This window comes from candidate division KSB1 bacterium (assembly GCA_024655945.1).
In the GTDB taxonomy this organism is placed as follows: Bacteria; Zhuqueibacterota; Zhuqueibacteria; order JANLFK01; family Oleimicrobiaceae; genus Oleimicrobium.
The window spans coordinates 47,298-70,759 of the sequence record JANLFK010000001.1 but is presented as its reverse complement, the minus strand read 5'-3'; the positions used below and the strand labels follow the sequence as shown (position 1 = coordinate 70,759).

At 59.6% G+C, this 23,462-nt stretch carries 11 protein-coding genes; all 11 read left to right on the top strand.

Features of this window, described 5'->3' with window-relative positions; genetic code table 11:
* Positions 1–493: 493 nt before the first annotated feature.
* The gene (locus tag NUW13_00280) at positions 494–3,511 is read left to right on the top strand and encodes a TonB-dependent receptor (protein ID MCR4437471.1); all 3,018 of its coding nucleotides are present in this window, start codon (positions 494–496) and stop codon (positions 3,509–3,511) included.
* Positions 3,512–3,624: 113 nt separating this feature from the next.
* Positions 3,625–5,274 carry a T9SS type A sorting domain-containing protein gene (locus tag NUW13_00275; GenBank protein ID MCR4437470.1) on the top strand — a complete coding sequence of 550 codons (1,650 nt, stop codon included), beginning with the start codon at positions 3,625–3,627 and terminating at the stop codon, positions 5,272–5,274.
* A gap of 925 nt (positions 5,275–6,199) precedes the next feature.
* Positions 6,200–7,516 (top strand): glycoside hydrolase family 28 protein, encoded by a 1,317-nt coding sequence (locus tag NUW13_00270; protein ID MCR4437469.1) that lies wholly within the window; start codon positions 6,200–6,202, stop codon positions 7,514–7,516.
* 16 nt (positions 7,517–7,532) lie between these two features.
* Positions 7,533–8,879, top strand: a complete 1,347-nt coding sequence (locus NUW13_00265; GenBank protein MCR4437468.1) for a pectate lyase — start codon at positions 7,533–7,535, stop codon at positions 8,877–8,879.
* A 62-nt stretch (positions 8,880–8,941) separates the two neighbouring features.
* Positions 8,942–10,153 (top strand): glycoside hydrolase family 88 protein, encoded by a 1,212-nt coding sequence (locus NUW13_00260; GenBank protein MCR4437467.1) that lies wholly within the window; start codon positions 8,942–8,944, stop codon positions 10,151–10,153.
* Between the two features lie 125 nt (positions 10,154–10,278).
* A complete protein-coding gene (locus tag NUW13_00255) occupies positions 10,279–13,143 on the top strand; it encodes a TonB-dependent receptor (protein ID MCR4437466.1) in 2,865 nt (954 codons plus the stop codon).
* 18 nt (positions 13,144–13,161) lie between these two features.
* A complete protein-coding gene (locus tag NUW13_00250) occupies positions 13,162–15,378 on the top strand; it encodes a T9SS C-terminal target domain-containing protein (GenBank protein MCR4437465.1) in 2,217 nt (738 codons plus the stop codon).
* A gap of 19 nt (positions 15,379–15,397) precedes the next feature.
* Positions 15,398–16,441: a PorV/PorQ family protein gene (locus tag NUW13_00245; GenBank protein MCR4437464.1), complete on the top strand. Its 1,044-nt coding sequence runs from the start codon at positions 15,398–15,400 to the stop codon at positions 16,439–16,441.
* Positions 16,438–17,922, top strand: coding sequence for a hypothetical protein (locus tag NUW13_00240; GenBank protein MCR4437463.1), 1,485 nt, complete (start codon positions 16,438–16,440; stop codon positions 17,920–17,922). Before NUW13_00245 ends, NUW13_00240 begins: the two co-directional genes overlap by 4 nt.
* Before the next feature lie 100 nt (positions 17,923–18,022).
* The gene (locus NUW13_00235) at positions 18,023–19,582 is read left to right on the top strand and encodes a T9SS type A sorting domain-containing protein (GenBank protein ID MCR4437462.1); all 1,560 of its coding nucleotides are present in this window, start codon (positions 18,023–18,025) and stop codon (positions 19,580–19,582) included.
* Positions 19,583–19,657: 75 nt separating this feature from the next.
* Positions 19,658–23,443, top strand: a complete 3,786-nt coding sequence (locus tag NUW13_00230; protein MCR4437461.1) for a T9SS type A sorting domain-containing protein — start codon at positions 19,658–19,660, stop codon at positions 23,441–23,443.
* Positions 23,444–23,462: the final 19 nt, after the last annotated feature.

Sequence of the window (23,462 nt, the reverse complement as noted above, 5' to 3'; positions counted from 1 at the left end):
GCAGGGTTTGGCAGGTCGTCTCCGTGGCTGTTTGCCGCACGCTGCAGTTAGGCGAAGCGCCAGAACGCGGCATACCGTCTCGTGAACGCCCGCCTGTCGTTGACATGTGTCAACATGGGGGCACAATGTGGTTTACTGTTTCAAACTTTACTCTGTGGCGGAGGGAGGTTATATTGTAGCGCACGATTCGAGGACCGTCCCTCATTGCAAGGAGCGCTTATGATGCGCGCGGTTACCGCCTGCGTGAGCGCACACAAGGGCCCTGAGTTGCCCAGGCCGGCCTATTTGATTCCAGATCTGCGCGCCGCGATGCACAGTGCAAGGTCCATTGCGGACCTGCGGATGGTGTTGCAGGCGTGCCCTTCCGAGACTGCAATCCCACCATTGCAAAGGTTTTCTTCTCAGCTCGCCCGCTCGGCGAACATTGCAACCAGCCCACGGCAAGGCGTGGGGGTGGCCCTTCATGAATGTGGCTAACAGCGAGAAAAGGCCCATGCGTGCCACGAAGCATTTTCCGATGCTCGCGTTGTTGATGTCCCTGGCTTTTCTTCTCCCGCGGCCGGCAGTGGCGCAGGGACATCTGTACGGCGTGGTCACGGACTCCGCCAGCACGAAGCCACTGGTTGGCGCCAATGTCTTCCTTGTTGGTACCGCCTTCGGCAGCTCGACCAATTTGGACGGGCACTTCAGCATCAGCCGCCTACCTCCTGGGCAATACACTTTGCGGGTCTCCTACATCGGCTACAAGACGAAGAACATCCCCGTGCAGGTTCAGTCGGGGCAAAGCTATCGGATCGATGCCGCGCTGGTGGTCGATGTGCTGGAAGGCCAGGCGATTGTGGTGACAGCGCAAGCCGTGGGCCAGGCCGCCGCCATCAACAGGCAGCTCACTGCCAACACTATCGTCAACGTAGTCTCCGAGGAGAAGATCCAAGAGCTCCCCGATGCGAACGCTGCTGAGGCAGTGGGAAGACTTCCCGGTGTGTCCATGCGGCGTTCGGGCGGCGAAGCGAACAAGATCGTGCTGCGCGGGCTGAGTGACAAGTTCTCCGCGTTTACCGTCGATGGGGTCAGAATTGCCCCTACTGACGCAGATGCGCGCGGGGTCGACCTGAGCACGATCTCCCAGGGCTCACTTGCAGGCATTGAGCTCTATAAGGCAATCACTGCAGAGCAGGACGCAGACGCCATTGCAGGTAGTGTCAACTTTGTGACGCGCAGGGCGCCGTCACCCATGGTTCTCCGCGTGGACGGACGCGGCTCGCACAATCGCCTCAAAAACACTTCGGACCAATATGACTGGATCCTCCGCTTTGGGCAGCGATTCTTCCGCGAAGTGTTGGGCGTGCAGGTGTCGGCCAACGTGGAGAAGCGGGACCGCAGCAAGGAGAACGTCAGCCTGGACTATGAACTCCGGGGAATTGCCAGCGGCACCGATTATGAGATTACTGATTTCACGCTCAACTACACCGACGAAACGCGCTCTCGCCGCGGCCTGAGTCTGCTGGTAGACGTGGACACCCCCGACGGTGGCTCGATCCGCTTCAATAACATCTGGAACCGCACCGAGAGGAAGTTCCTCGAGCACCAGCGCAACTATCCCACCACGGGCGAGGAGCTGTTCTACAAGGCACGCGACCGAGAGCAAGAGATTAGGACCTACACTGGTTCCGTGACCGGCGACAATCACTTCTTAGGCTTTACTGCGAATTGGGGTCTGTCCTATGCCAATTCCAAGTCGCAGTTTCCTTTCGACTATGAGATTGATTTCACCGAGCCATCCACGACAGACCCTCAGGGTAATCCGCTGTCGCACATGCGACCTGTGCCCACCGACATCCTGCATGGACCACCGGAACTGATTATCCCATATGCGCTCAATAACTTCAGGATGGCCTACCTGTACACCGCCTACTATCGCGGCGAGAAAAACAACGACGTCGAGCGCACGGCCTTCTTGAATATCTCGCGTGGCTACAGTTTCGGCCGGCTCTTCACTGGGGATATCAAGATAGGAGCCAAGTATCGGGATCGAGCACGGGACAGGGAGCGATCTGAGGTCTTCTCGCCCTACTACAACGAGGCATTCGCGGAGTATGTCGCATCAGGGGGTGCCATCGTGAGGAAAGACTTCACAGGCACGCGCTTCTCGAATCTGGAAAAGACGGGTAACATGATCCTCATGACCAACTTTCTCGATCCCGTGCCGGTGGACCGGAAGTTGTTTGGCAAGTACGCGCTCTATCCGTTGCTCAATCGCGATGCAGTCCGCCTGTGGTGGGACCTCAATCGCAGAGGGTTCCAGGATCCGCAGGGAAGGAATCCCGAATACGAACGGAACTTGGAGCCGGACGCGTTGTATTATGACATCACCGAACTCATTTCGGCCGCCTACGTGATGAACACGCTCCGCGTCGGACAAAGGGTCACGTTCATAGCTGGCGCACGTGTGGAAAGCGAGGACAATGACTACCTTTCCCGCTACTCGAAGGGGACACTGAGCGGCTTCCCGGTACCGACCGGCATGATTCGCGACACCACTGCAACCCACCGCGAGACGGTTTGGCTTCCGAATTTTCACTTGATGGTGAAGCCTCTTTCCTTTGCCAACGTACGCTTCGCTGCCTACAAGGCGCTTGCTCGCCCGGACTTTAACTACCGGCTGGCGAATGTAGTGACAAAGGCGCGCAGCACGTTCTTTCCGGGGAATAATCTCACCGTGGGCAATCCCGCACTCAAGGCAGCGCAAGCCTGGAATTTCGAGGTGAACACTTCCTTGTTCGGCAACAGGATTGGCTTGTTGTCGGTGTCGGCGTTTTATAAAGATGTCAAGGACATGTTCCACTCCATCAACGGGCTACCGTTTGTGGGGCAAGCCGCACTCGATAGTTTGGGCATTCGCATCAAGAACCCCTTTGGCACAAATGAGTTCGTGCTCTACTACCCCTACAACTCGACGAAGCCGACCATCGTCAAGGGACTGGAGGTAGAACACCAGGCCAACCTTCGGTTCTTGCCAGGGGTGCTGAGCAATATCGTCCTTACATACAATTTCTCTGTGGTGCGCTCGGAAACCTACATTCCTACCACGCGAGTGGAAACCTACGAAGTCGTCGTTCCGCCGTTTCCGTTTCCCATCAAGAAGACGCGGTATGTGCTGGAGGAGCGCAAACAGAAGCTGGAAGGGCAGCCGGAATTCTTTGGCAACTTTGCCATCGGCTACGACATAGGCGGGTTCTCAGCGAGGGTTTCCGTGTTCCACCAGGGACGTTACAATCGTACGTTTTCCACGGATGGCCGCAGCGATGTTGTGCAAAACGCCTACACCCGGTGGGATCTGGCAGTGAAGCAGCAGATTACTCCCAATCTGGCAGTGATGTTCAACGTCAACAATATTTCCAACATCCACGAGGGGATTTCGGTTCTGAATCGGATCCAGGGCTGGGACTTGTTGAGCACCGATGAGATCTACGGCATCTCCGCAGACCTCGGCTTGCGGATGAGCCTCTGAGTAGCGGGTGCGGTGGCTGCTTATGGTTCTCTGGCGAGGTGGGGGCGTCCCGGAGAACCCGACACAGTAACCGCAAAGGTTCTTTCGTGTCAACCTAACATGAGGAGGTTGTCATGAAGTGGCTCAAGGCTACAGCGCTGGGTATGGTGGGGGTCCTGGGTTTGCCGCTGGTGCTTATCGCACAGGACGAGCTGGTGATACCCTCAAGCGACGGAACCACGTTCCTGAACCAGCAGATTGAGGCAGACGCAAGCAGGCCGCCAGGCAGAGTGTACGTACTCAAGCGGAACGGCTTCTATCTTATCAACAGCGTGTTGACCAACAGTGGTTGGGTGCTGCGCATCAAGGCGGAGGATGGCCCGGGAACCAAGCCGGTCATCTACCTCATAGCCGACCCAACCACCGGCGTGTTCCCTTCGCACTTTATCGAAATGGGAGAGGACGTGTACCTGAAGGACATCGTCCTCGTCGGTTTCATCGAGTCATTGGAGGGGCAGATTGCGAACAATCCGCCGCGTTTGATCAGGTCGCGCGCGGCCGGGTTTGACCTTATTCTCGACGGATGCATCATCACCCAGTCGCGAGGCGAGCACATCCGCCTGGAGCAAGCAACGAGGATCGTCAAGATCACCAATTGCATCTTCGCCAACATGGGCGACCTTGGCACCTCCAACTTGGGCGCGGGCAAGCCCATCGACTTCCGCAACGCCTCCTGCGACTCGGCGATCTTCATCAACAACACTTTCGTCAACTTCCATGACCGCGTTGTCCGGCATCGAGCGAGCGTCGCGGCAATCAACCACTTCATCTTCGACCACAATACGATCGTGAATTCCTTGGGCTTCCACGGCACGCTCGTGCTCGGGTGGCTGGGCAGCGAGTGCAAGATCACCAACAACCTTTTCGTCGACCATTTCATCGCTGGAGCTGACACGGACCGCACGCGCCAGGCCGAGTTCGAAGAACCCGGGGAACTTGATCCTCGCAACGGGCTGGGCCGCATGGCTTGGGTCCTGTCGGTGCCCAACGACACGACGAAGTGGGTGGTCAAGGGGAATTACTACTCGGTGAGCCCGGAGGTGCAGGCCTTCTATGAGCGACACGCAGCCGAGGGCGTGTTGGGCGAGGGCCCTGCTTTGACGCACCACATTTGCAGGCGCTTGGGTGCTGACTCTGCCCTGGCATTCATCAAGGAAAACATCGTCCTGGCGAACCGCCCGCGGCCGATGGTGAACATGGCCGAGTGGTATCGCAGCCCGGCCGGCGGCAACAAGACCAAGAATACCCCGAGCGACAAGTGGAACCGCGCAACCGACGACTATGACCGTCGAGCGTGGCAGTACTTCGCCGACACCTTGGACTGCAGCTACGCGACGACCACCGCAGCCTACACCGGTGCGCTTGGTGGGTTCCCTGCCGGTGACCTGAACTGGTTCCCCACAAAGAAGGCTGAGTGGGAAACCTGGCTCACGGCAGTGGAGCGCAAAGAGAGCGTTCCTTTGGAGTTCGCTCTCTACCAGAACTACCCGAATCCCTTCAACCCGAGCACCAAGATCCGCTTCACCGTGAGTCGTCCTGAGTTTGTCATGCTGCAAATCTGCGACATGCTGGGAAGGGAAGTGGCCGTACCGCTGGCGGCGCGCGTTGCCGCCGGCGATCACGAAGTGACCTTTGATGCAGGGTCTCTGCCCAGCGGCGTCTATTTGTGCTTCTTGAAAGCAGGGCGGCAGCAGGCCGTCAAGAAGATGGTGCTCATGCGATAGCTGCGGCACGCTACGGGGAGGCCGGTGCGACGCAAGCGGGGAGGCATTTTCGCACGCAGCCCTGCCGCGCGGCCGCTGAGGTGAACCGGCGGGAATCACAAGGATGGGGCGCGGATCCGTTTCGCCTAACAGTTGCGATAGCCGCTTCCCGCCGGTTCCCTCTCGGCCGTGTAGGCCCGTGAGGTACCCGGAGTCCGAGTATTGCCGTATCGTACTGCGGGGGAAGGGGCCTGCGCCGGACAAGCGAGGGCGCACGCAGGAGCAGGCAGAGCTGCCGCAAGACTGAATTCGCGGGCCCTAGCTGGATGCCTGACCTGAGCCGAGGGGGCGCCACAAGCCCGGTGGCTCCTGTTGGGGGTGGCCTCAGGAGCTACAGAGGGGCTCGGGCAGTGAGGCGTTTCTGTCGCCGGAGATCATGAGCGAGAGGAAGGGGCTATTGTGATGCAATCATAAGCGGCGGCAAACAGCGGGCCGCGCCCTGGTCGGCAGGCGTTGTGCCGGGAGAACGTAGTCGATAGGGCCTTGGCGAACTACCTACGGCCACTGGCGTTTTGCGTCAGGGCTCGGCTGGGTCGCGGGGCATGCGCCTTTGAGGCGGGAATGGTGCGCTTGGCCCACTCAAAGGAGGAACACCGTGAGCAAGACCGGGGCTAGGAGGCAAGAACGCGGCGATTCTTCGCGCAGAGGCCCGGGGCGCAAGCCGTGATGAAATGGTCGATGCGATGCCAGTGCTTCACTATGAAGGGGCGGTAGGAAGCTGACCCACGAGGAAAGGGCAAGGCAGAACGTGGACAAGGGTCGAATTGGTCGCGGACCGGGGCGGAGGCATCTTATCCTGCTCTTTCTCCCCATCGCCGTGCTCCTGGCTGGCAAGTTTCTTTTTTGTTCGGGAGCGCACTCTGGTTGGGAGCAGGCGGACAGGATTTTGCAGCGCGTTGTCCCGCCCCTCTTTCCCGCGCGTGATTTTGACGTGACGCAGTTTGGGGCAGTTGGCGACGGACAAACTGACTGCACAGAGGCCTTCAGGAAGGCGATAGAACAGTGCCATCAGGCAGGCGGTGGAAGAGTCGTTGTCCCGCAGGGCACCTATCTGACCGGGGCCATCCATTTGCTGAGCAACGTGAACCTGCATCTGCTCAAGGATGCGCGCATCCTGTTCAGCCGGGATACCAAGAAGTACCTGCCGCTGGTGTACACGCGCTTCGAGGGGGTCGAGTGCATGAACTATTCTCCATTCGTATACGCATTCGAGCAGGAGAACATCGCCGTAACGGGCGAAGGTGTGCTCGACGGCCAGGCGGACACTTCCATGTGGTGGCCTTGGACCGGCAATCCCCGACACGGATGGTCGGCCGGCAAGCCGGAGCACACTGCAGACCGCGAACGGCTCTTCCGCATGGCCGAAGAAGGGGTACCGATCGAGAAGCGTCTGTTCGGCGAGGGACACTATCTGCGGCCCAATTTCATCCAGTTCTACAAGTGCAAGAATGTCCTGATTGAGGGGGTGACACTCGAGCGATCGCCGATGTGGGTCATGCACCCGGTGCTCTGCGAGAGCGTCACGATCCGCAAGGTGAAGGTGGTGAGTCCCGGCCCCAATAACGACGGCTGCAACCCGGAGTCGTCGCGGGACGTCTTGATTACGGATTGTTACTTCGACACGGGTGACGACTGCGTCGCCATCAAGTCCGGGCGAAATGCCGACGGCAGGCGGGTGGCGACGCCGAGCGAAAACATCATCGTTCGGAACTGCACCATGAAAGACGGCCACGGGGGCGTGGTCATTGGCAGCGAGACCAGTGGCGGCTGCCGCAACGTGTTTGTGGAAAACTGCACCATGGACAGCCCGAACCTCGATCGCGCGCTGCGCATCAAGACGAACTCCTTGCGCGGTGGCGTGATTGAGAACGTCTTCATGCGCAATGTGCAGATCGGGGAAGTGAGGGAGACCGTCGTGCACATTTTCTTCTATTACGGGGAAGGCGACGTCGGCCCGCACACGCCGGTGACGAGGAACATCCACCTTTCGAATGTAACGAGCAAGAAAAGCCAGTACGCGCTGTTCATCAAGGCCTACGAGCGCTCCCCGGTGAAGGGTCTGTTTCTCGAATCCTGCCGCTTCGATGGTGTAGAAAGGGGCAATGTGTTGGAGCATGTGAAAGGACTCGTGCTGAAGGACGTGACGCTGAATGGTGTGCGCATGGCCGCTGAGGACTCTCACCGCGCCGCTGTGGCGGAGTAGGAAGGACGCAGCACTGATGAGAACCGTCTATGGGCTGCTGAGTTGGGTGGCTTGGGTGGCACCGCTGTGCGCACAAACGCTGGCCTTCCCCGGGGCCGAAGGATTCGGGCGGTTCACGGTAGGAGGTCGGGGCGGGCGGGTCATCGAGGTTACCACCTTAGCTGACTCAGGTCCGGGGAGTCTCCGAGAAGCGCTAGAGCAGCCGGGCGCGCGCACCGTAGTGTTTCGCGTCGGAGGGACAATCACCCTGCAGTCGCCGCTCGTCGTTTCTCATGACAGCGTGACGATAGCCGGACAAACGGCACCAGGCGACGGGATTTGTGTGCGCGGCTACCCGGTGCTCATCGAGGCTGACAACGTGGTCATCCGCTTCCTCAGGTGCCGCATGGGCGACGACAATCGCATCGAGGGCGATGCCCTGAGCGCCATGTTCCGCAAGGAGCTGATCATCGACCACTGCTCGTTTAGCTGGGCGACCGACGAAGTCCTCACGGTTCGGGACAACGAGAACAGCACGGTGCAGTGGTGCATCATCGCCGAGAGTCTACGTCGGTCCTACCACCATAAGGGCCCCCATGGCTACGGCGGCATCTGGGGAGGGAAAGGGGCTTCCTTCCACCACAATTTGCTCGCGCACCATTCGAGCCGCAATCCGCGTTTCAACGGCAGCCGTTATCACCGCCAACCGGAGCGGGAGCTTGTCGACTTCCGCAACAACGTTATCTACAATTGGGGCGGCCAAAGCGCTTATGGTGGTGAGCGAGGGCGCCAGAACGTGGTCGCCAACTACTACAAGTTCGGCCCGGCCACAGGGCCAAAGAGCCGCATCGTGGAGCCCTGGGACGATGAAGGGAGCTGGTATGTGGCCGACAACTTTGTATTCGGGTTCCCCCAGGTCACGGCCGATAATTGGGCAGGAGGAGTCCAAGGCAAGTTCTGGCAGAAGGTGAGGGCGGAGAAGCCGTTTCCTTGGGCCCCGGTGGTCACGCATACGGCTGAGCAAGCCTACATGCTGGTGCTTGCTCAGGCAGGTGCTGTGCTGCCGCGCAGAGATGCCGTGGACGCCCGCATTGTGGAAGAAGTGGCAAGCGGGAAGGCGCGGTTCGGCAGAGGAGGCCGGGGCCTCATCGACTCGCAGGCTGAAGTCGGCGGCTGGCCGGAGCTGCGCGGCGGAACGCCACCGGCCGATAGCGATCACGATGGCATGCCTGACCAATGGGAGGTCGAGCACGGGCTTGACCCCCTCGAGGCCAAAGACAGCAGCGCCGATCCCGACGGGGATGGCTACACCAACCTCGAGGACTATCTGAACTACCTATGCCTATCGCTGCAGCAGGTCGGGGCCGAACAGAGGGCAAAGTGAATCATGGTGATGGACCGTTTCAGGACAGGTCACATCTACTGGTTCCGAGTGCGAGGAGTTTGATGAAAGGAGAACAGCAGGTAAAAACCCCTCGTGCGATCGCCATCGCAATGCTGATGCTCGGCCTGTTCGCCTGTGAGCACCAAAGCAATCCCTGGAACGGTGAAGCAGTCTTATTGGGGACCCGTTTCGCCGAAACGATCATGAAGCGACACCCGGGCGGCTATGGTGATTGGGACTATGTGACCGGTACCGTGTTGCGTGGCTTTGAGGAGCTATGGCGCCTCACGGGAGACGAGCGGTATCTTTACTACATCAAGATGACCGTTGATCGCGTGGTCGGCGATGACGGCCAGATTGCCGGTTACGCTCCGCAGAAATACAGCCTCGACTATGTTCAAGAAGGGCGAATGCTCCTCTTCCTTTACCGGCAGACCGGCGAACAGAAGTACAAGCAGGCGGCTGCCATGGTGAGAGAACAGCTTAAGACACACCCGCGAACGCCCTCGGGAGGATTCTGGCATAAGGCAATCTATCCGCACCAGATGTGGCTGGATGGGCTGTATATGGCTCAGCCATTCTACGCCGAATACGCCACGCTCTTGGCTGAACCGCAGGCCCTCGACGATGTTGTCCACCAGTTCAGCCTGATCGCGGGAAATCTCAAAGACAAGAACACCGGACTCTACTACCACGCGTGGGACGAATCGCGTCAGGCATTCTGGGCCGACCCGAGCACTGGGTTGTCGCAGTGCCATTGGGGACGCGCGCTCGGGTGGTATGTGATGGCCTTGGTGGACGTGCTCGACTTTCTGCCGGAGAACAATGCGGGGCGGGGACTGCTGCTAAACTCTCTGCGGGAACTTGCCGGTGCGGTGCGCCGTTACCAAGATGCACATACTGGCCTGTGGTGGCAAGTGCTTGACCAGAGTGAACGCGCGGGGAACTACCTCGAGGCCTCCGCCTCCGCGATGTTCGTCTACTCCCTGGCCAAGGCAATTCGCATGGGTTACATCGATCGCTCATATCTTCAGACGGTGAAAAAGGGGTTTCAGGGCCTGGTTGAGCACATGGTCTACCATGATTCCGCCGGAAACTACAATCTCCTCAGAATTTGCAAAAGTGCAGGCCTGGGCGGAGACTACCCCGACAAGATCCGTGACGGAAGCTTTGAGTACTATGTCTACATGGAGCCGATTGTGCCAAACGATGGAAAGGGGCTGGGGCCCTTCTTGGCTGCCTGTGCGGAGGTGGGAAGATTGTCCCCGCGATAGAAGCGGGTGAGCAAAAACAACGCGCTTAAGCGGAACCAACGAGGGAAAGTGTGGTGTTCAATAGGTTGGTCAGACTCCCTGAAGCAAATGCAGTGACCTGTTAACCGAGGTGGGTGGACAAGCTGATGGCCGCGAGACACTGGCTGGTGGGATTTGCACTGTTCTGGTGCGTCATGCCGCTTTCCGCGCAGACCGTGGGCAAGATTGCCGGCAGGGTGACGGATGCAGGCACCGGCGGGCCTTTGCCCGGCACCAATGTGGTCATCGTCGGGACCACCATGGGAGCCGCCACCGACGGCAAGGGCGAATACTACATCCTCAACGTTGCACCCGGGCGCTATTCTCTCCGTGCGTCGATGATAGGCTACAAGCCAACCGTCGTGGTGGACGTCATAGTGAATGCCGGCAAGACGACGACGGTTGACTTTGCGCTGCCGCAAACGGTGCTGGAACTGGGGGAGATTGTGGTCCAGGCGACCCGACCGGACGTCGAACGTGACAAGACCTCTACCAGCGCGATCGTCCGCTTCGACGAGGTGCAGATGTTGCCAGGAATTAGGGACATCGGCGACGTTATCGGCCTGGCGGCAGATATAGTCGATGGGCATTTCCGTGGTGGACGGCAAGGGGAGGAGTACTATCTGCTGCAGGGGCTGGGAATCGTCAACCCGCTGGACCGCAGCTCGGCTTTCCTCCCCATAATGAGCGGTGTAGAGGAAGTCGAGGTCATCACCAGTGGCTTTGGCGCCCAGTACGGGAACGCGCAATCCGGCGTCGTGAACATCTCGATGAAGGAAGGCGATTCGCACCTTTGGCGTACGAGGGTGGAGTCGCGCTTCCGCGCTCCTGGTCGCAAGCACTTTGGGCCAAGCGTCTACGACCCGAATGCGAACGCCTACCTCAGACTTCTGCGGGACGAACACGTGTGGCGCACGGGCGACCCCAGCGCAGAGCACGCTCAGCCTTACTACGGCACCATGGCTTCGGGGCTCACCAACAGTTTCGCGGGCGACACGCTGGTGCAACTGGCGGTGGCGCAGGCGCTGTGGAGGCAGAGCCGGCGTGACCTGGGTCGGTCGTATGGAAACGAGGTCGATTACTCGGTGGAAGCAGCCAGTGGAGGCCCTGTCAACCAAAGGATGAGGATGTTTTTGGCCCTGCGCGCCGAACGTGAATGGCCGGTCTTTCCGACGGAGCAAGCAAACACCGAGTACCAGGCGATGGGCAACCTGGTAGCCGACCTCGGTGGCGCCAGCACGCTGCGCCTCAGCGGTGGCCTTTCTCGCCTCTCGGAGGCCGTCTTTCCGGGATCGAACAGCGTGAGTGGCTACCAGCGCTGGTTGTGGGACAGGATCACGGGCACCCGCCTGCGCAAGAGAGCCAACACCCAGGTCGGAGCCCGTTTTACCAAGACGCTCAGCCAGAGCACTTTTTACGAACTCAAGCTGAACTCCCTCTTCACCAGCAACAGAGTGGGCGCAACGCCAGTGCCCGACACATTCCCCGACTCTGTCGACTTCAACTGGGTGGTCGGCACCATTTCTTTTCCCAACAACAACTCCCCTGACATGTTGAACTATCAGCTCGGCTACGATTCATTCACGAAGGAAAAGACACGGACGCTCTCTCTTGAGGGTGCGCTCACCAGTCAGACAACTAAAGCACATCTTCTCAACGGTGGCTTTCAGGTCAATTCGTACTTTCTGGATGTCGCCAACTTTCTCAATGTGCGCTCCAACCGACTGGTAGAGCGCTATACGGCACACCCGTTCGAAGCCGCCCTCTACGTGCAGGACAAAATGGAGTTCGAAGGGCTGATAGCGAACGTGGGCCTCAGGTTTGACTTGTGGCATTCCGGGATCGACTACTACACCGACCTGTACACGCCGTTTGGGGGTGCCGATTCTTTGGGACGGTTTGACCCCGCAAAGGGGGAAAGGAAAAAGGCACCGACCTACACACGACTGCAACCGCGCTTAGGCTTTTCGTTTCCCGTCTCGGCCAGCACTGTGTTTCATCTCAACTACGGGGCCTTTATGCAGCGGCCCGCCTTCCAGTACATGGTCTCAAGCAGACTCGGGCAGAGGCTGAACAACCCGGTGATCTTGGGCAACCCGCGGCTGGAGCCCGAGACAACCAACAGCTACGACGTGGGCGTGGTGCAGGCCCTTGGTGAAGGTTTCACCGTCGACGTGAGCGGCTACTACAAGGACGTGAAGAACCTGGTGCAACAGGCCAATTTCATAGACCAGCGAGCCGGCTACCAGGTCAGCTCTTACTTCAACCTCGACTATGCCGACATCCGCGGTTTTCGCATTATGCTTCACAAGCGCAAGGGTGCCCTCACAGGTTCGGTCAATTACCAGTACGGTTACGCCACTGGCAAGAGCGCCACAGCTACGGCGGCGACGCCGATATTCAATCGCGATACCTCGAAGGTGGTCACGACTGACCTGACCAACGTGCCGACGCGTGATATCCTCCTTGATTTCGACCGTACCCATAATGTGGTGGTCACCATCGGCTACAGCACTGCCCGCACCTGCGGGCCGTCGATTCTCAACATGCGGCCGTTTGCAGATGTAGCTGTTTCGGTCTACTCCTCAATCCGCAGTGGCAGACCATATACGTCGCCTGCAGACATCAGGCTTATCAACGTGAAACGCGCGCCCTCGGAGTACAACACCGACCTACGTCTTACCAAGACCATACGCAACTTCTTTGGCGCACCGGCCAGGTTCTACGTGGAGGTATTCAATTTGTTCAACAACAGGGTACTCAACTACGATTACTTGTTTCGGCGTCCCACACCGACCAATCCAAATCTACCTTTGCAGTACTACGAGAAGTACCCCATCGACGACAAGGAAAACGGTGTGCGTTATTGGTGGGACAAAGGAAGGCAGGGGCCGTTCAGCATAGACCAGTCTTTCCTCATCTATGAGAACAGCCCGCGGGCGTTCAACTTCGGAGTAGTGTTCGATTTTTAGACCATCGCAGAAGGGCATATGAAACGCGCTCAGGTGCTCATCCTTTCTCTCTTGTTGGGTGCCGGCCAAACGGCCGGTCAACAGCGTGACTGGCGGGTGCACTCCCGGGGTATGCTTCATCAAACCGTCTTCAATACTGGAGAGCTGGGGCGGGCCTACAGCGCTGGCGGCACCATACAGCCCGGCATGCCTTGCATGGAGTGGCCCCCGTACTCCCGGATTGTTCTGGAGAGGACAAACTACCCTGGCCAGCACAACTCCTTCGGCAGTGGAATTTGGATAGCCGGTACGCGACCAGGTGGGCGCAAGTATGCTTTCTGCGGCGCCGTATCAAACAGCAGCGGCGACCCAGTGCCTGTCGTCGGGGTGTACAGCATCCCCCTGGACATCCAGAGGATCGAGAACTTTCCGCTGCTCGGCGATGGTTCGCTCAACCCTTCATTCGACCCCGACGAGGCCGAGGAGATTATCATCGCTGGCTGGGACACTCCTGTTGGCGTCCGCGTGACGCGCACAAGCCGGGCATGGAGTTGGCCTGGTTACGACAGTTTCATCATCTACGAGTACGAGTTTCAGAACGTGACGGGCGACACGATCAAGGACCTGTTCGTCACCTTTGCAAACACGTTCGCCCCGTCCATGTTTGGCTACCAACGCAACCACGGCAGCTGGACGGAGAGCGCCTTTCGCGGGCAACCTCCGGCTGGCCTGGGTGACCATTTTGCCCGCTTCGACCTCAAGCGTTGGATGAGCTACAATCACGAGCGGGAGGGCCTTCCCGATCCGGTCTTTTTCGAGGAGTGGTCAACCCCCGGCAATCGCGGGGGCCTCAATTCGCCTCAGGCGGTCGGCATTGTGGTGTTGCATTATGACTATGAGCATTTGTGCCGAAGGGACCAGACCCAGCAGGTCTTCCTGGCGACCGGCGACAGTGCAGGCATGTGGGACGAGAACGGCAAGGCAAAGCAACCTTTCCTGCTCCGCTATGAGAACGGCAACCTTCCGCCAGAGGCGAAAACAGCGACATGGATGGACCCCACTTTGCGCCGCAAGACGGGAATCTGGCAGGGCACCGAGGACTCGACCCGCTTCTGCACACAATTCGAACCACTCCTCTGGTCGTACTGGAAAGGCCGCACCAAGACCTCGGCAAACCTTTCGTGGTGGCAGCCGGCGGCGCGAGCCTATGGTTTCTACCCCTATCTCCTTCCTCCCAACGAGACGATGTATTTTGCCGTCGCAGAAGCGGCGGGGTATGGGCCCGGAGTTGCCGACGACCGGAAGTACAAGGACCTGGGTGGCAACGTTCGGGGTGGCGTGGATGCGGGATTCTACTTCAACCCTGTGCCCAGCTGGTACGACACGCTGCAGTACAGCTACTTGGGCACCAAGAACTACATCGGCAGCACCTATCTGCAGAATCACCCGCTGCCCTGGTATGTCACGCCGGGTGTCGTTTCCATCCGCGACGTCGCAGATAGGGCCATTCAGATGTACACCGGGCGGCCGCTGGTGAAGTACGACACGCTGCAGTACAAACCGGAAGAGGCTGCGCCCAAGGGCAGGTACGATACGGTGCCAATTCCTTTCCCGGCTCCCGCCATAAGAGTCGAAGACACGCACGCAGCGGCCAACCGAATCGTCTGGGGCCCGCAGGTGGAAGAATTTAACTGTCGACGGCTCCGTGCGCGGCTCAGCCACTACTTGGTGCTACGCGCGCCACATCCACTCGGGCCGTGGACGGTCATCGACTCGGTGGGCATCAGGGACCCAAGGTATTTCGAAAAGGGCGAGTATGCTGTTTTGGACCCGTACAGCAATCTCGGGGATAACGTCGCTTACGCGGTGCTGTCCGTGGATGAGTTGGGCGGCAAGAGCGGGATGACCAATCTCACCCTGCACGAAACGCAGGCGCCGCCAAAGGAGCGATTGGGGAAAGTCTACGTGGTTCCCAATCCGCTCATCGTTACCAGCGGACTGAGCGGCTCAGATCCCGTTGGTGAAATTGGCGATAGAGTCCAGTTCATGGGCCTGACGAAGCGCTGCATCATTCGCATCTTTTCCTATTCCGGGCAGCTGGTGAAGACCATCAGACACGAACGGGAGACCTTCGGCAACCCGTGGTATCAACTAAGCGTCAACAACCAGCTGATTGCGTCCGGGGTCTACTACTTTGTAGTCGAAGATCTCGACACGGGCGACCGCTCTAGCGGAAAGTTTGTGGTAATCCACTAACCTCGGTGGAAAGACGACGATGAGAAACTGTCCGAAGCGAAAAATCGGCACGCTTGTTTTGCTGTTGGCCGCCGTTTTGTGGTGGGGTTCCTCCTACGCGCAGAAGGTAGGCAGCACCTCGATGCAGTTTCTCAAGGTCATCCCCTCGGCGCGGGGAGCTGCCTTAGGCGAAGCTTACTCCGTGTGGGCAACTGGCTCTGAGGCAGTTTTTTGGAATCCTGCCGGGGTGGCGAGGGTCGAGAGTCCGGAGTTTTTCACCGGCTACGTGAACTGGCTTTTCGACGCGCAGCAGGGGGCACTCGGCTTCGCCACGCCGGTGGGAAGCAGTGGGGCCATAGGAGCGCAACTGCAGTACGTCGATTTCGGCGAATTTGAAGAGACCAGCAATGCGCGGCCGTTCATAAACGATCCCGAGCATCCGGGGCTCACCGGGCGGACTTTTCGACCTTTCGCGTGTGTGGTTGGCCTTTCTTATGGCCGTGATCTGACGGACAAGTTTTCGGTGGGAATAGGGACGAAGTTCGTTTACCAATCGCTTTTCAGCGAACGACAGGTGACAGCCATGGTTCGGCCCGGCGTGTATGAGGACGTGAAGACGTGGGCAGACGGTCTGCTTTTCGATTTCGGGATTCGCTACAACACCGGCTACCGTTCCATTCACCTTGGCTCCGCAGTGCAGAACTTTGGTGCGGACATCAGGTTCGCCAAGGAAGCGCACCCGGTTCCGCTGCTTTTCCGGTTCGGAGTCGCAGCCGACCTGGTCGGGCGCGATGGCTTGCTTGTGGGCAACCAGGAAGAGCATCGGCTCGGCGTGGTCGTGGACATTTTCCACCCAAATGACTACGAGCAACAGGTGCACCTGGGGGGCGAGTACGAGATCCGCGGGGTACTCGCCCTGCGCGCCGGTTACAAGTTCAACTATGACTTCGACGGCCTGACTTTGGGCGCAGGCTTCAAGTTCGCTGCAGAAGGTGTCCGTCTGCTACTTGACTGGAGTTATGGCGATATGGGCACTTACCTGGGCAACGTGCAACGCATTAGCGCGAGAATGATTCTGCCATGAAACAACTCAAGCTTGTCCCGGCTTTGATCCTTGCTTTGACGGCACGCTTGGCGCTGGGGCAGGGGTATGGCGGACAGCTCACCTTCCAGGGTGTAGACCACTGCCAGCTGCACTCGGTGGCCAGCAGAGCGATGGGCGGTGTGACAGTTGCCACCCAGGATGTAGCTTCGATGTTCAACAACCCGGCAGTGCTGGCGAGCCTTGCTGGCCTGCGCGTGTCGGTGGGCGGGGCTGCGCTTTCGCATCACCAGGAGCAGAAGCAAAACTATGCCCCGGTGAGGTACTATGCCAATCTCAGCTTGCTGCTGGAAGGGCTGACCAGCCGCATCCCCGACCCGAACCCTGAACTTCCGGGATTTACCGCGGCAGACACGGTGCAGCGGCCGTACGATGACATTGGCCCCAACTGGTCACGTTCCAGCAGCAGCCAGTACCCGCTTCACTTTTTTGCGGCCGTGCCTTTTCAGGTGTCTGCAGTGAAGTTTTGCGCAGGATTGGGCGCGGTCCAATACGCAGACCTCAGCCACTTCTACCAGCACAACAATGTCCTTTCGCCGTCCATCCTTTCCCAACGACCCTTGCCGACAATGCGCCCGTCCGACGACAATCCTCTCGTCGTCGACTGGTATCAGACCGTCCGCTCGCGCAACGGTGCGATCCGGGGCTATGGGCTCGCTTTAGCGGCGCGGGTGGAGAAGTTGCGTTCCGCCTTCGGCGTCAGCGCCCTGCTCTTACGGGGAAGCAGCGACGACGAAGAGAAGTATGTGGGCAGGGGCAGACTGACCTTCTTTGCGAACGCATTCCGTGCTGATTCCGTGGGGTGGCGGTTGCGCAAGAGTGGCACGTCCCGCTTCAAGGGTCAGGAAGTTGCATTAAGCTGGCTATTGACCGGCAGCCATGCCAGCCTTGGCCTGACGGTCAGACCTCCTGCCAAAATTAAGAGGGAATTGTCGGCCGAGGTAGAGAGTGTCGGGCTGAATGAGGTCGCCAATGCCGCGCTGGTGGCGGGCCTGCACGCAGAGGGAAAGGACCGACTGCAGCTACCCTGGCGAGGGAGCGCAGGTCTGTCGATCACTCCGAAGGAATGGCTGATCTTAGGCTTTGAATACGAGCTTCGCCCCTACAAGTCCGCGCGCTACGTGGACCCCTTCGGAAAGGAGAGTTCCCCCTGGCTATCGAGTTCCCCATTCCGAGTAGGGTTCGAGCTGCGCGCCTTGCCCTGGCTGGCAGTGCGCGCGGGGATGAGGAATGAGGCCGAGGTCTTCGAACCAGAAGGCAATCAGCTTCCGGGTGAGCCGGTCACCTATTCGGTCTACTCGTGCGGCGCAAGCCTGATCTACGGCGGCCTCCGTGTGGATTTGGCGGTGGAGAACTCGCTCATGAAATACCAGGACATCTGGTCAAGCGCGATCAGCAAGAACAGCGAGCGTCGCTGGATTGCTCTCGGCCAGCTTGCGTACCAGATTCCGTGGAGGCGATAGGCTGCGTGACCGCCGGCTGAGAAAACGTGGTTGCAAATCGGGCAAAGCAGTTGGCGCGCACGGCGCCTCTTTCGGCTCAAAGCTTTTGAGGAGGCATAACATGAGACGTGACACGTTGGTGCTGTGTTGTTTGCTTCTCTCGGCAGTAGGCGTGTCCTCGCTGGCGCAATCTGTCGGTGACTTTCGCACGAAGGCAAGTGGTGATTGGGGCAGTGCACAGACGTGGCAACGTTACAACGGCACCACGTGGTTGGCAACAGGCACCCCGCCCACTGGGAGCGAGACAATCACCGTGCGGAGCACAGACTCGGTCTACGTGAATGTGCCGGTCACCATCACCGGGCGGCTGGTGAACCAGGGAGTTGTCAACGACGGTGGCAATCTGCGTGTCGGCAATGGGGGCATCTACCAGCACGACCGCGATGGGGGTAGAATCCCGACCATCATCTGGGAGGACGGTTCTACGCTTCTCATGACCGGCACCGTGTCCGTCGCCCCGGAGAATCGCAATCAAGGGTACTACAACATCGAGTTCAACACACCCGCGCAGGCCTCCAATCTGAATATGAACCTTAACGGGGTGACGATCCGGGGGAACATCAGGGTGGTCAACACAGGTCTGGCACGCTGGTATCTGACGACCGCTTTGGCCACCGACACCGCCGTCGTGACGCTGCTGGGCGACGTGACCGTGGAGGGAGGAGCATTTGCCGTGCAGGGAACCAGCAACGCCCAGACCACATTTGTCGTTCGCCACCATGGCAATATCACTGTCACCGGCGGGAACTTTTCCATCAGCCGCGGTTCTCAGCCAGGAGGGACGACCACCTGGTACCTGTACGCCGGCGATTTCTCCATGTCGAATGCCACCACGCAAAGCTCCACCCAGACTCCTGGCGGGGCAAAGTTCGTCTTCGCCAAAAATGGCGTACAACGTTTGACGTTGGGACCCGGCAACACCTTGACGGCCCTGCCGATCGAAGTTGCCAAAGGCACGACACTGGAGATGGGGGAGAGCAAGCTCGGCGGAAGCGGCATTTTTGTCCTGAATGAGGGAGCCATGCTCTTAACTGCCCTGGCAGGCGGCGTCGCCGAGATCTTTCAGGGCACCACGGGGACAATTACGTTGGCCGACGGGTCGAGCTACAGCTTCAACGGCACGGTGCCTCAGATTACCAGCACCCGCATGCCCGCAGTCGTTGGCGACCTGGTCATCAACAACCCTGCCGGTGTGACGCTCTCCCAACCGACGACGATCAACGGCGTGCTCCGGCTGATGGCCGGCGAGTTTGACAACACCATCCCCTTTACCTTGGGGCACACCGGCACAATCTCCTTCGAGGGGGGAAGCCTGAAGGTTGCCGTGGGAGTATCCTCCAGACAAGGGAGTATTCCGCGCACCTTCTTTGTCGAACAGAACTATCCGAACCCCTTGCGGGGGTGGACATCGATCCGCTTTGGCCTGCCAAGTGCGAGCCAGGTGAGCGTAAAGGTATTGAATCTTCTCGGGCAAGAAGTTGCCACCCTGTGGGAGGGCAAGATACAGCCGGGTATTCATGAACTGACGTGGGAGCCACGCGGACTTCCGGTGGGCATCTATTTCTACCGGGTGCAGGCCGGCAGCTCGGTGAAGATGGGAAGGATGCTAATGCAGAGGTAGGTCCCTGGCTCCACGGCTCATCGGAAAGTGCAGGGATGCACATTGCAAGCGCACCAACCAAAGGAGGATGCCGTCATGAGAAACAGGAGGTACGCACTTTGGTTGTCGGCCGTTGTTGTGATGGCCTTTGCTGGCCTTGTTACGGCCCAGCAGGTGGGAGACTACCGCTCTGCCACCACAGGAAATTGGAGCGAGACTGCTACGTGGGAAGTCTTTGACGGAACGCAGTGGATTGCAGCAAGCGCGCCACCAGTGGGCACGGAGAACATCACGGTCAAGGGTACGGACGTGGTGAGCATTGATGTGCCGGTCGAGATCCGCGGCAACCTCAAGGTGCAGGAGACCGGGAGCGTCGAAGTCACCACCGGCTCGCTGACGTTTCTGGGTGGAGGGCAGTACGAGCATGCCCGCAATGGCGGCAGCATACCCCAGGCTACCTGGGGGGAAGGGTCGACGGTTCTTCTTACCGGCATTACCAGCGCAGCCCCTGCGAACAGAGGGCAGGACTATTGGCACATCGTCCTGAACACACCTGGACTGAGCAGCAATTTGGACCTCGACCTCGCGGGGAAGACGATCGGTGGGGACATCCTCGTCCTCAACACTGGTTCGGGGCGCTGGCGACTGGTTGGTGGCACCTCGGGCACCGTGACCGTCCATGGCGATGTGATCGTACAGAACGGTCAATTTGAGACGCAGGGGACGAGCAGCGCAACGCAGGTGGAGGTGCACCAGTACGGCGACATCGTGGTGACCGGAGGCACATTTGCCATCAGCAGAGGCAGCCAGGGTGGCCAGACCGGCACCGGCTGGACCAAATGGTACCTGCATGAGGGCAACTTCTCGCTGTCCAATGCCACCACGCAGAATTCCAATCCATGGCGGGCAACGTTCATTTTCGCCAAGACAGGCGGAGTGCACAATCTCGTGCTGGAAAACGTCACCTATGGCGGGGGCGGCCTGCCTGTGCAGGTTGACAGCGGCGCGACCTTGAACATGGGCCTTTCAAGACTGGGCGGGAATGGCAAGTTCGTGCTTTCCGCAGGCGCGACCCTGCAGACTGCTGTCCCGGGAGGTCTTGACGAGGCCATTGGCACCTCTGGGGACAAGGAGCTGAGCAAGGCGGCCGGGTATGTCTTCAACGGCAGCGAACCGCAGGTTGCTGGCGGTCTTCTCCCGGACTCAACACGTTTTCTGGGCGTGGTCAACCCGCAGGGTGTGTCGTTCAACGACACTGTGTGGACGTCGCAACTTGCTGTCTCGCCGGGTGCCCTCATGAGGGTGGACACTCTTGGCCTCATCACCGCGCCCAAAGGAGTCGTCGAAGGAACAGTCGTCAACCGTGGCGCCTTTGCAGGGGGCGATTCGCTAGCATTCGCTGCTGGCTCAGTGTACGAGCACGCGCGGGATGGGGGGAGTGTGCCGCTGGCGACGTGGCAGGAGGGTTCGACTTTTTTGCTGACGGGGACGAAGCAGGACGCACCGGGCAATCGCAACCAGAATTTCTATCACGTGGTGTTCAACACTCCGGAGTTGGGGCGCAACCGCGACATGGGCTGGGATAACATCACCATCGGTGGCGATATCCGCGTGGTGAACACAGGGGCCTACCGCTGGCAGATGAGCTCGACTGCTGCGGGTGACACCTCGGTCATCACCGTGCTGGGGGATGTCATCGTCGAGGGCGGAGCGTTTGCGGTGCATGGCACGAGCACGGCGAACACCACCTTCATTGTCCATCATTACGGCAATATCGCAGTGACGGGCGGTAACTTCTCCATCAGTCGGGGTTCGCAGCCGAACGGCACAACGACGTGGTACCTGTACGAGGGCGACTTTGCCATGGCCAACGCCACCACCCAGAGTTCGACGCAGACCCCTGGAGGGGCAAAGTTTGTGTTTGCCAAGCAGGGGACGCAGCACTTGCGGCTTGGTGCAGGGAACACGCTGACGGCGTTGCCGATTGAGGTCAGGGATGGCACGAGCCTGGACATGGGGGAGAGCCGGCTGGCGGGAGCGGGCATTTTTCTGCTGAATGAGGGGGCGACGTTGGTGACGGCGCTTGCCGGTGGGGTTGAGGAAGTTTTCCGGGATGTGACGGGCACGGTGACGTTGCCGGCGGGCTCGAGCTATGGCTTCAACGGAACGGTGGCGCAGGTGACCAGTACGCGCATGCCGACGCTGGTGGGCAATCTGCTGATTGCCAACCCCCAGGGGGTGGTTCTCTCGCAGGCGACTACGATCAACGGTGTGCTGCGCCTGGTCGCGGGCGAGTTCGACAACACCATTCCCTTCGTGCTGGGTCCGCAGGGTCAGATTTCGTACGAGGGCGGCAGTTTGAAGGTGCCGTTGGTGGTGACGGAATACCGCTCGGTCAAGTCGGGCGATTGGAGTCAGGCCTCGACCTGGGAGGGGTTGGTGGTAGATCGGTGGATGGCGGTGCCGAGTGCGCCGAGGGGCACAGAGAAGATCACCGTTGATGGCACCGACACGGTGCGGGTGGACATTCCTGTGGAGATTGGCGGTTACCTCAAGGTGCAGGACAACGGCATGGTGGAGGTCACAGGCGGCTCGTTGACGTTTGGCGATGGCAGCACCTACGAGCACGCGCGGGATGGGGGGAGTGTGCCGCTGGCGACGTGGCAGGAGGGTTCGACTTTTTTGCTGACGGGGACGAAGCAGGACGCACCGGGCAATCGCAACCAGAATTTCTATCACGTGGTGTTCAACACTCCGGAGTTGGGGCGCAACCGCGACATGGGCTGGGATAACATCACCATCGGTGGCGATATCCGCGTGGTGAACACAGGGGCCTACCGCTGGCAGATGAGCACTGCTGCGGCGTCTGACACTTCGATCATCACTGTCAAGGGCGACGTAGTCGTGGAGGCGGGTCAGTTCTCGGTGCAGGGGACGAGCAATGCGCTGACGACGTTTATCGTGCACCACTACGGCAATGTGGTGGTGACCGGTGGGAACTTTTCCATTGCTCGCGGCTCCCAGGGGAATGGTTCGGGCACGACGACCTGGTACCTGTACGAGGGCGATTTTTCTATGTCCAATGCCACCACGCAGAACTCCAACCCGACGGCCGGTAATGCCAAGTTTGTGTTCGCAAAGGCCGGGGTGCAGAAGCTGACGTTAGGCGAGGGCAACAACATTCTGAACCTACCCATCGAGGTGAGCTTCGGCACCACGTTGGACGTGGGGCAGAGCGTGTTGGCAGGCAACGGCATCTTTGTCTTGAATGCTGGCGCAACGCTGGCAACCGCGCACGGTGATGGTGTGGCGGGCTTTTTGGGGACAGTGCCCGGCGAGGCGGTGACGCTGAGCACTGCGGCCAATTACACTTTCAATGGAGCCACCAAGCAGGTGACCAGCATGGCGATGCCCACAGTGGTGAACGACTTGACGATTGCCAACCCCCAGGGGGTGGTTCTCTCGCAGGCGACTACGATCAACGGTGTGCTGCACCTGGTCGCGGGCGAGTTCGACAACACCATTCCCTTCGTGCTGGGTCCCAACGGTTCAATCTCCTTTGAGGGAGGCAGTCTCAAGGTGAGCGTCGGCGTGGCAGAGCGGGAACCGGAGGTACCCACGCACTTTGCGCTCTTGCAAAACTACCCGAACCCGTTCAATCCCGTAACCACGATTCGCTACATGTTGCCCACGAGCGCTCAGGTGACTTTGACGGTGTACGACGCAAGCGGACGCACAGTGGCACAGCTTGTGAATGCCAAACAGGGCCCGGGTGTCTATGCGGTTGTGTGGAAGGCTGCGGACGTCACCAGCGGCGTGTACTACTGCCGGCTTAGCGCAGGTTCGTTTACCCAGGTGCGAAAGCTGGTGGTGATGAAGTAACGCAAAGGCCCCCCTCGCA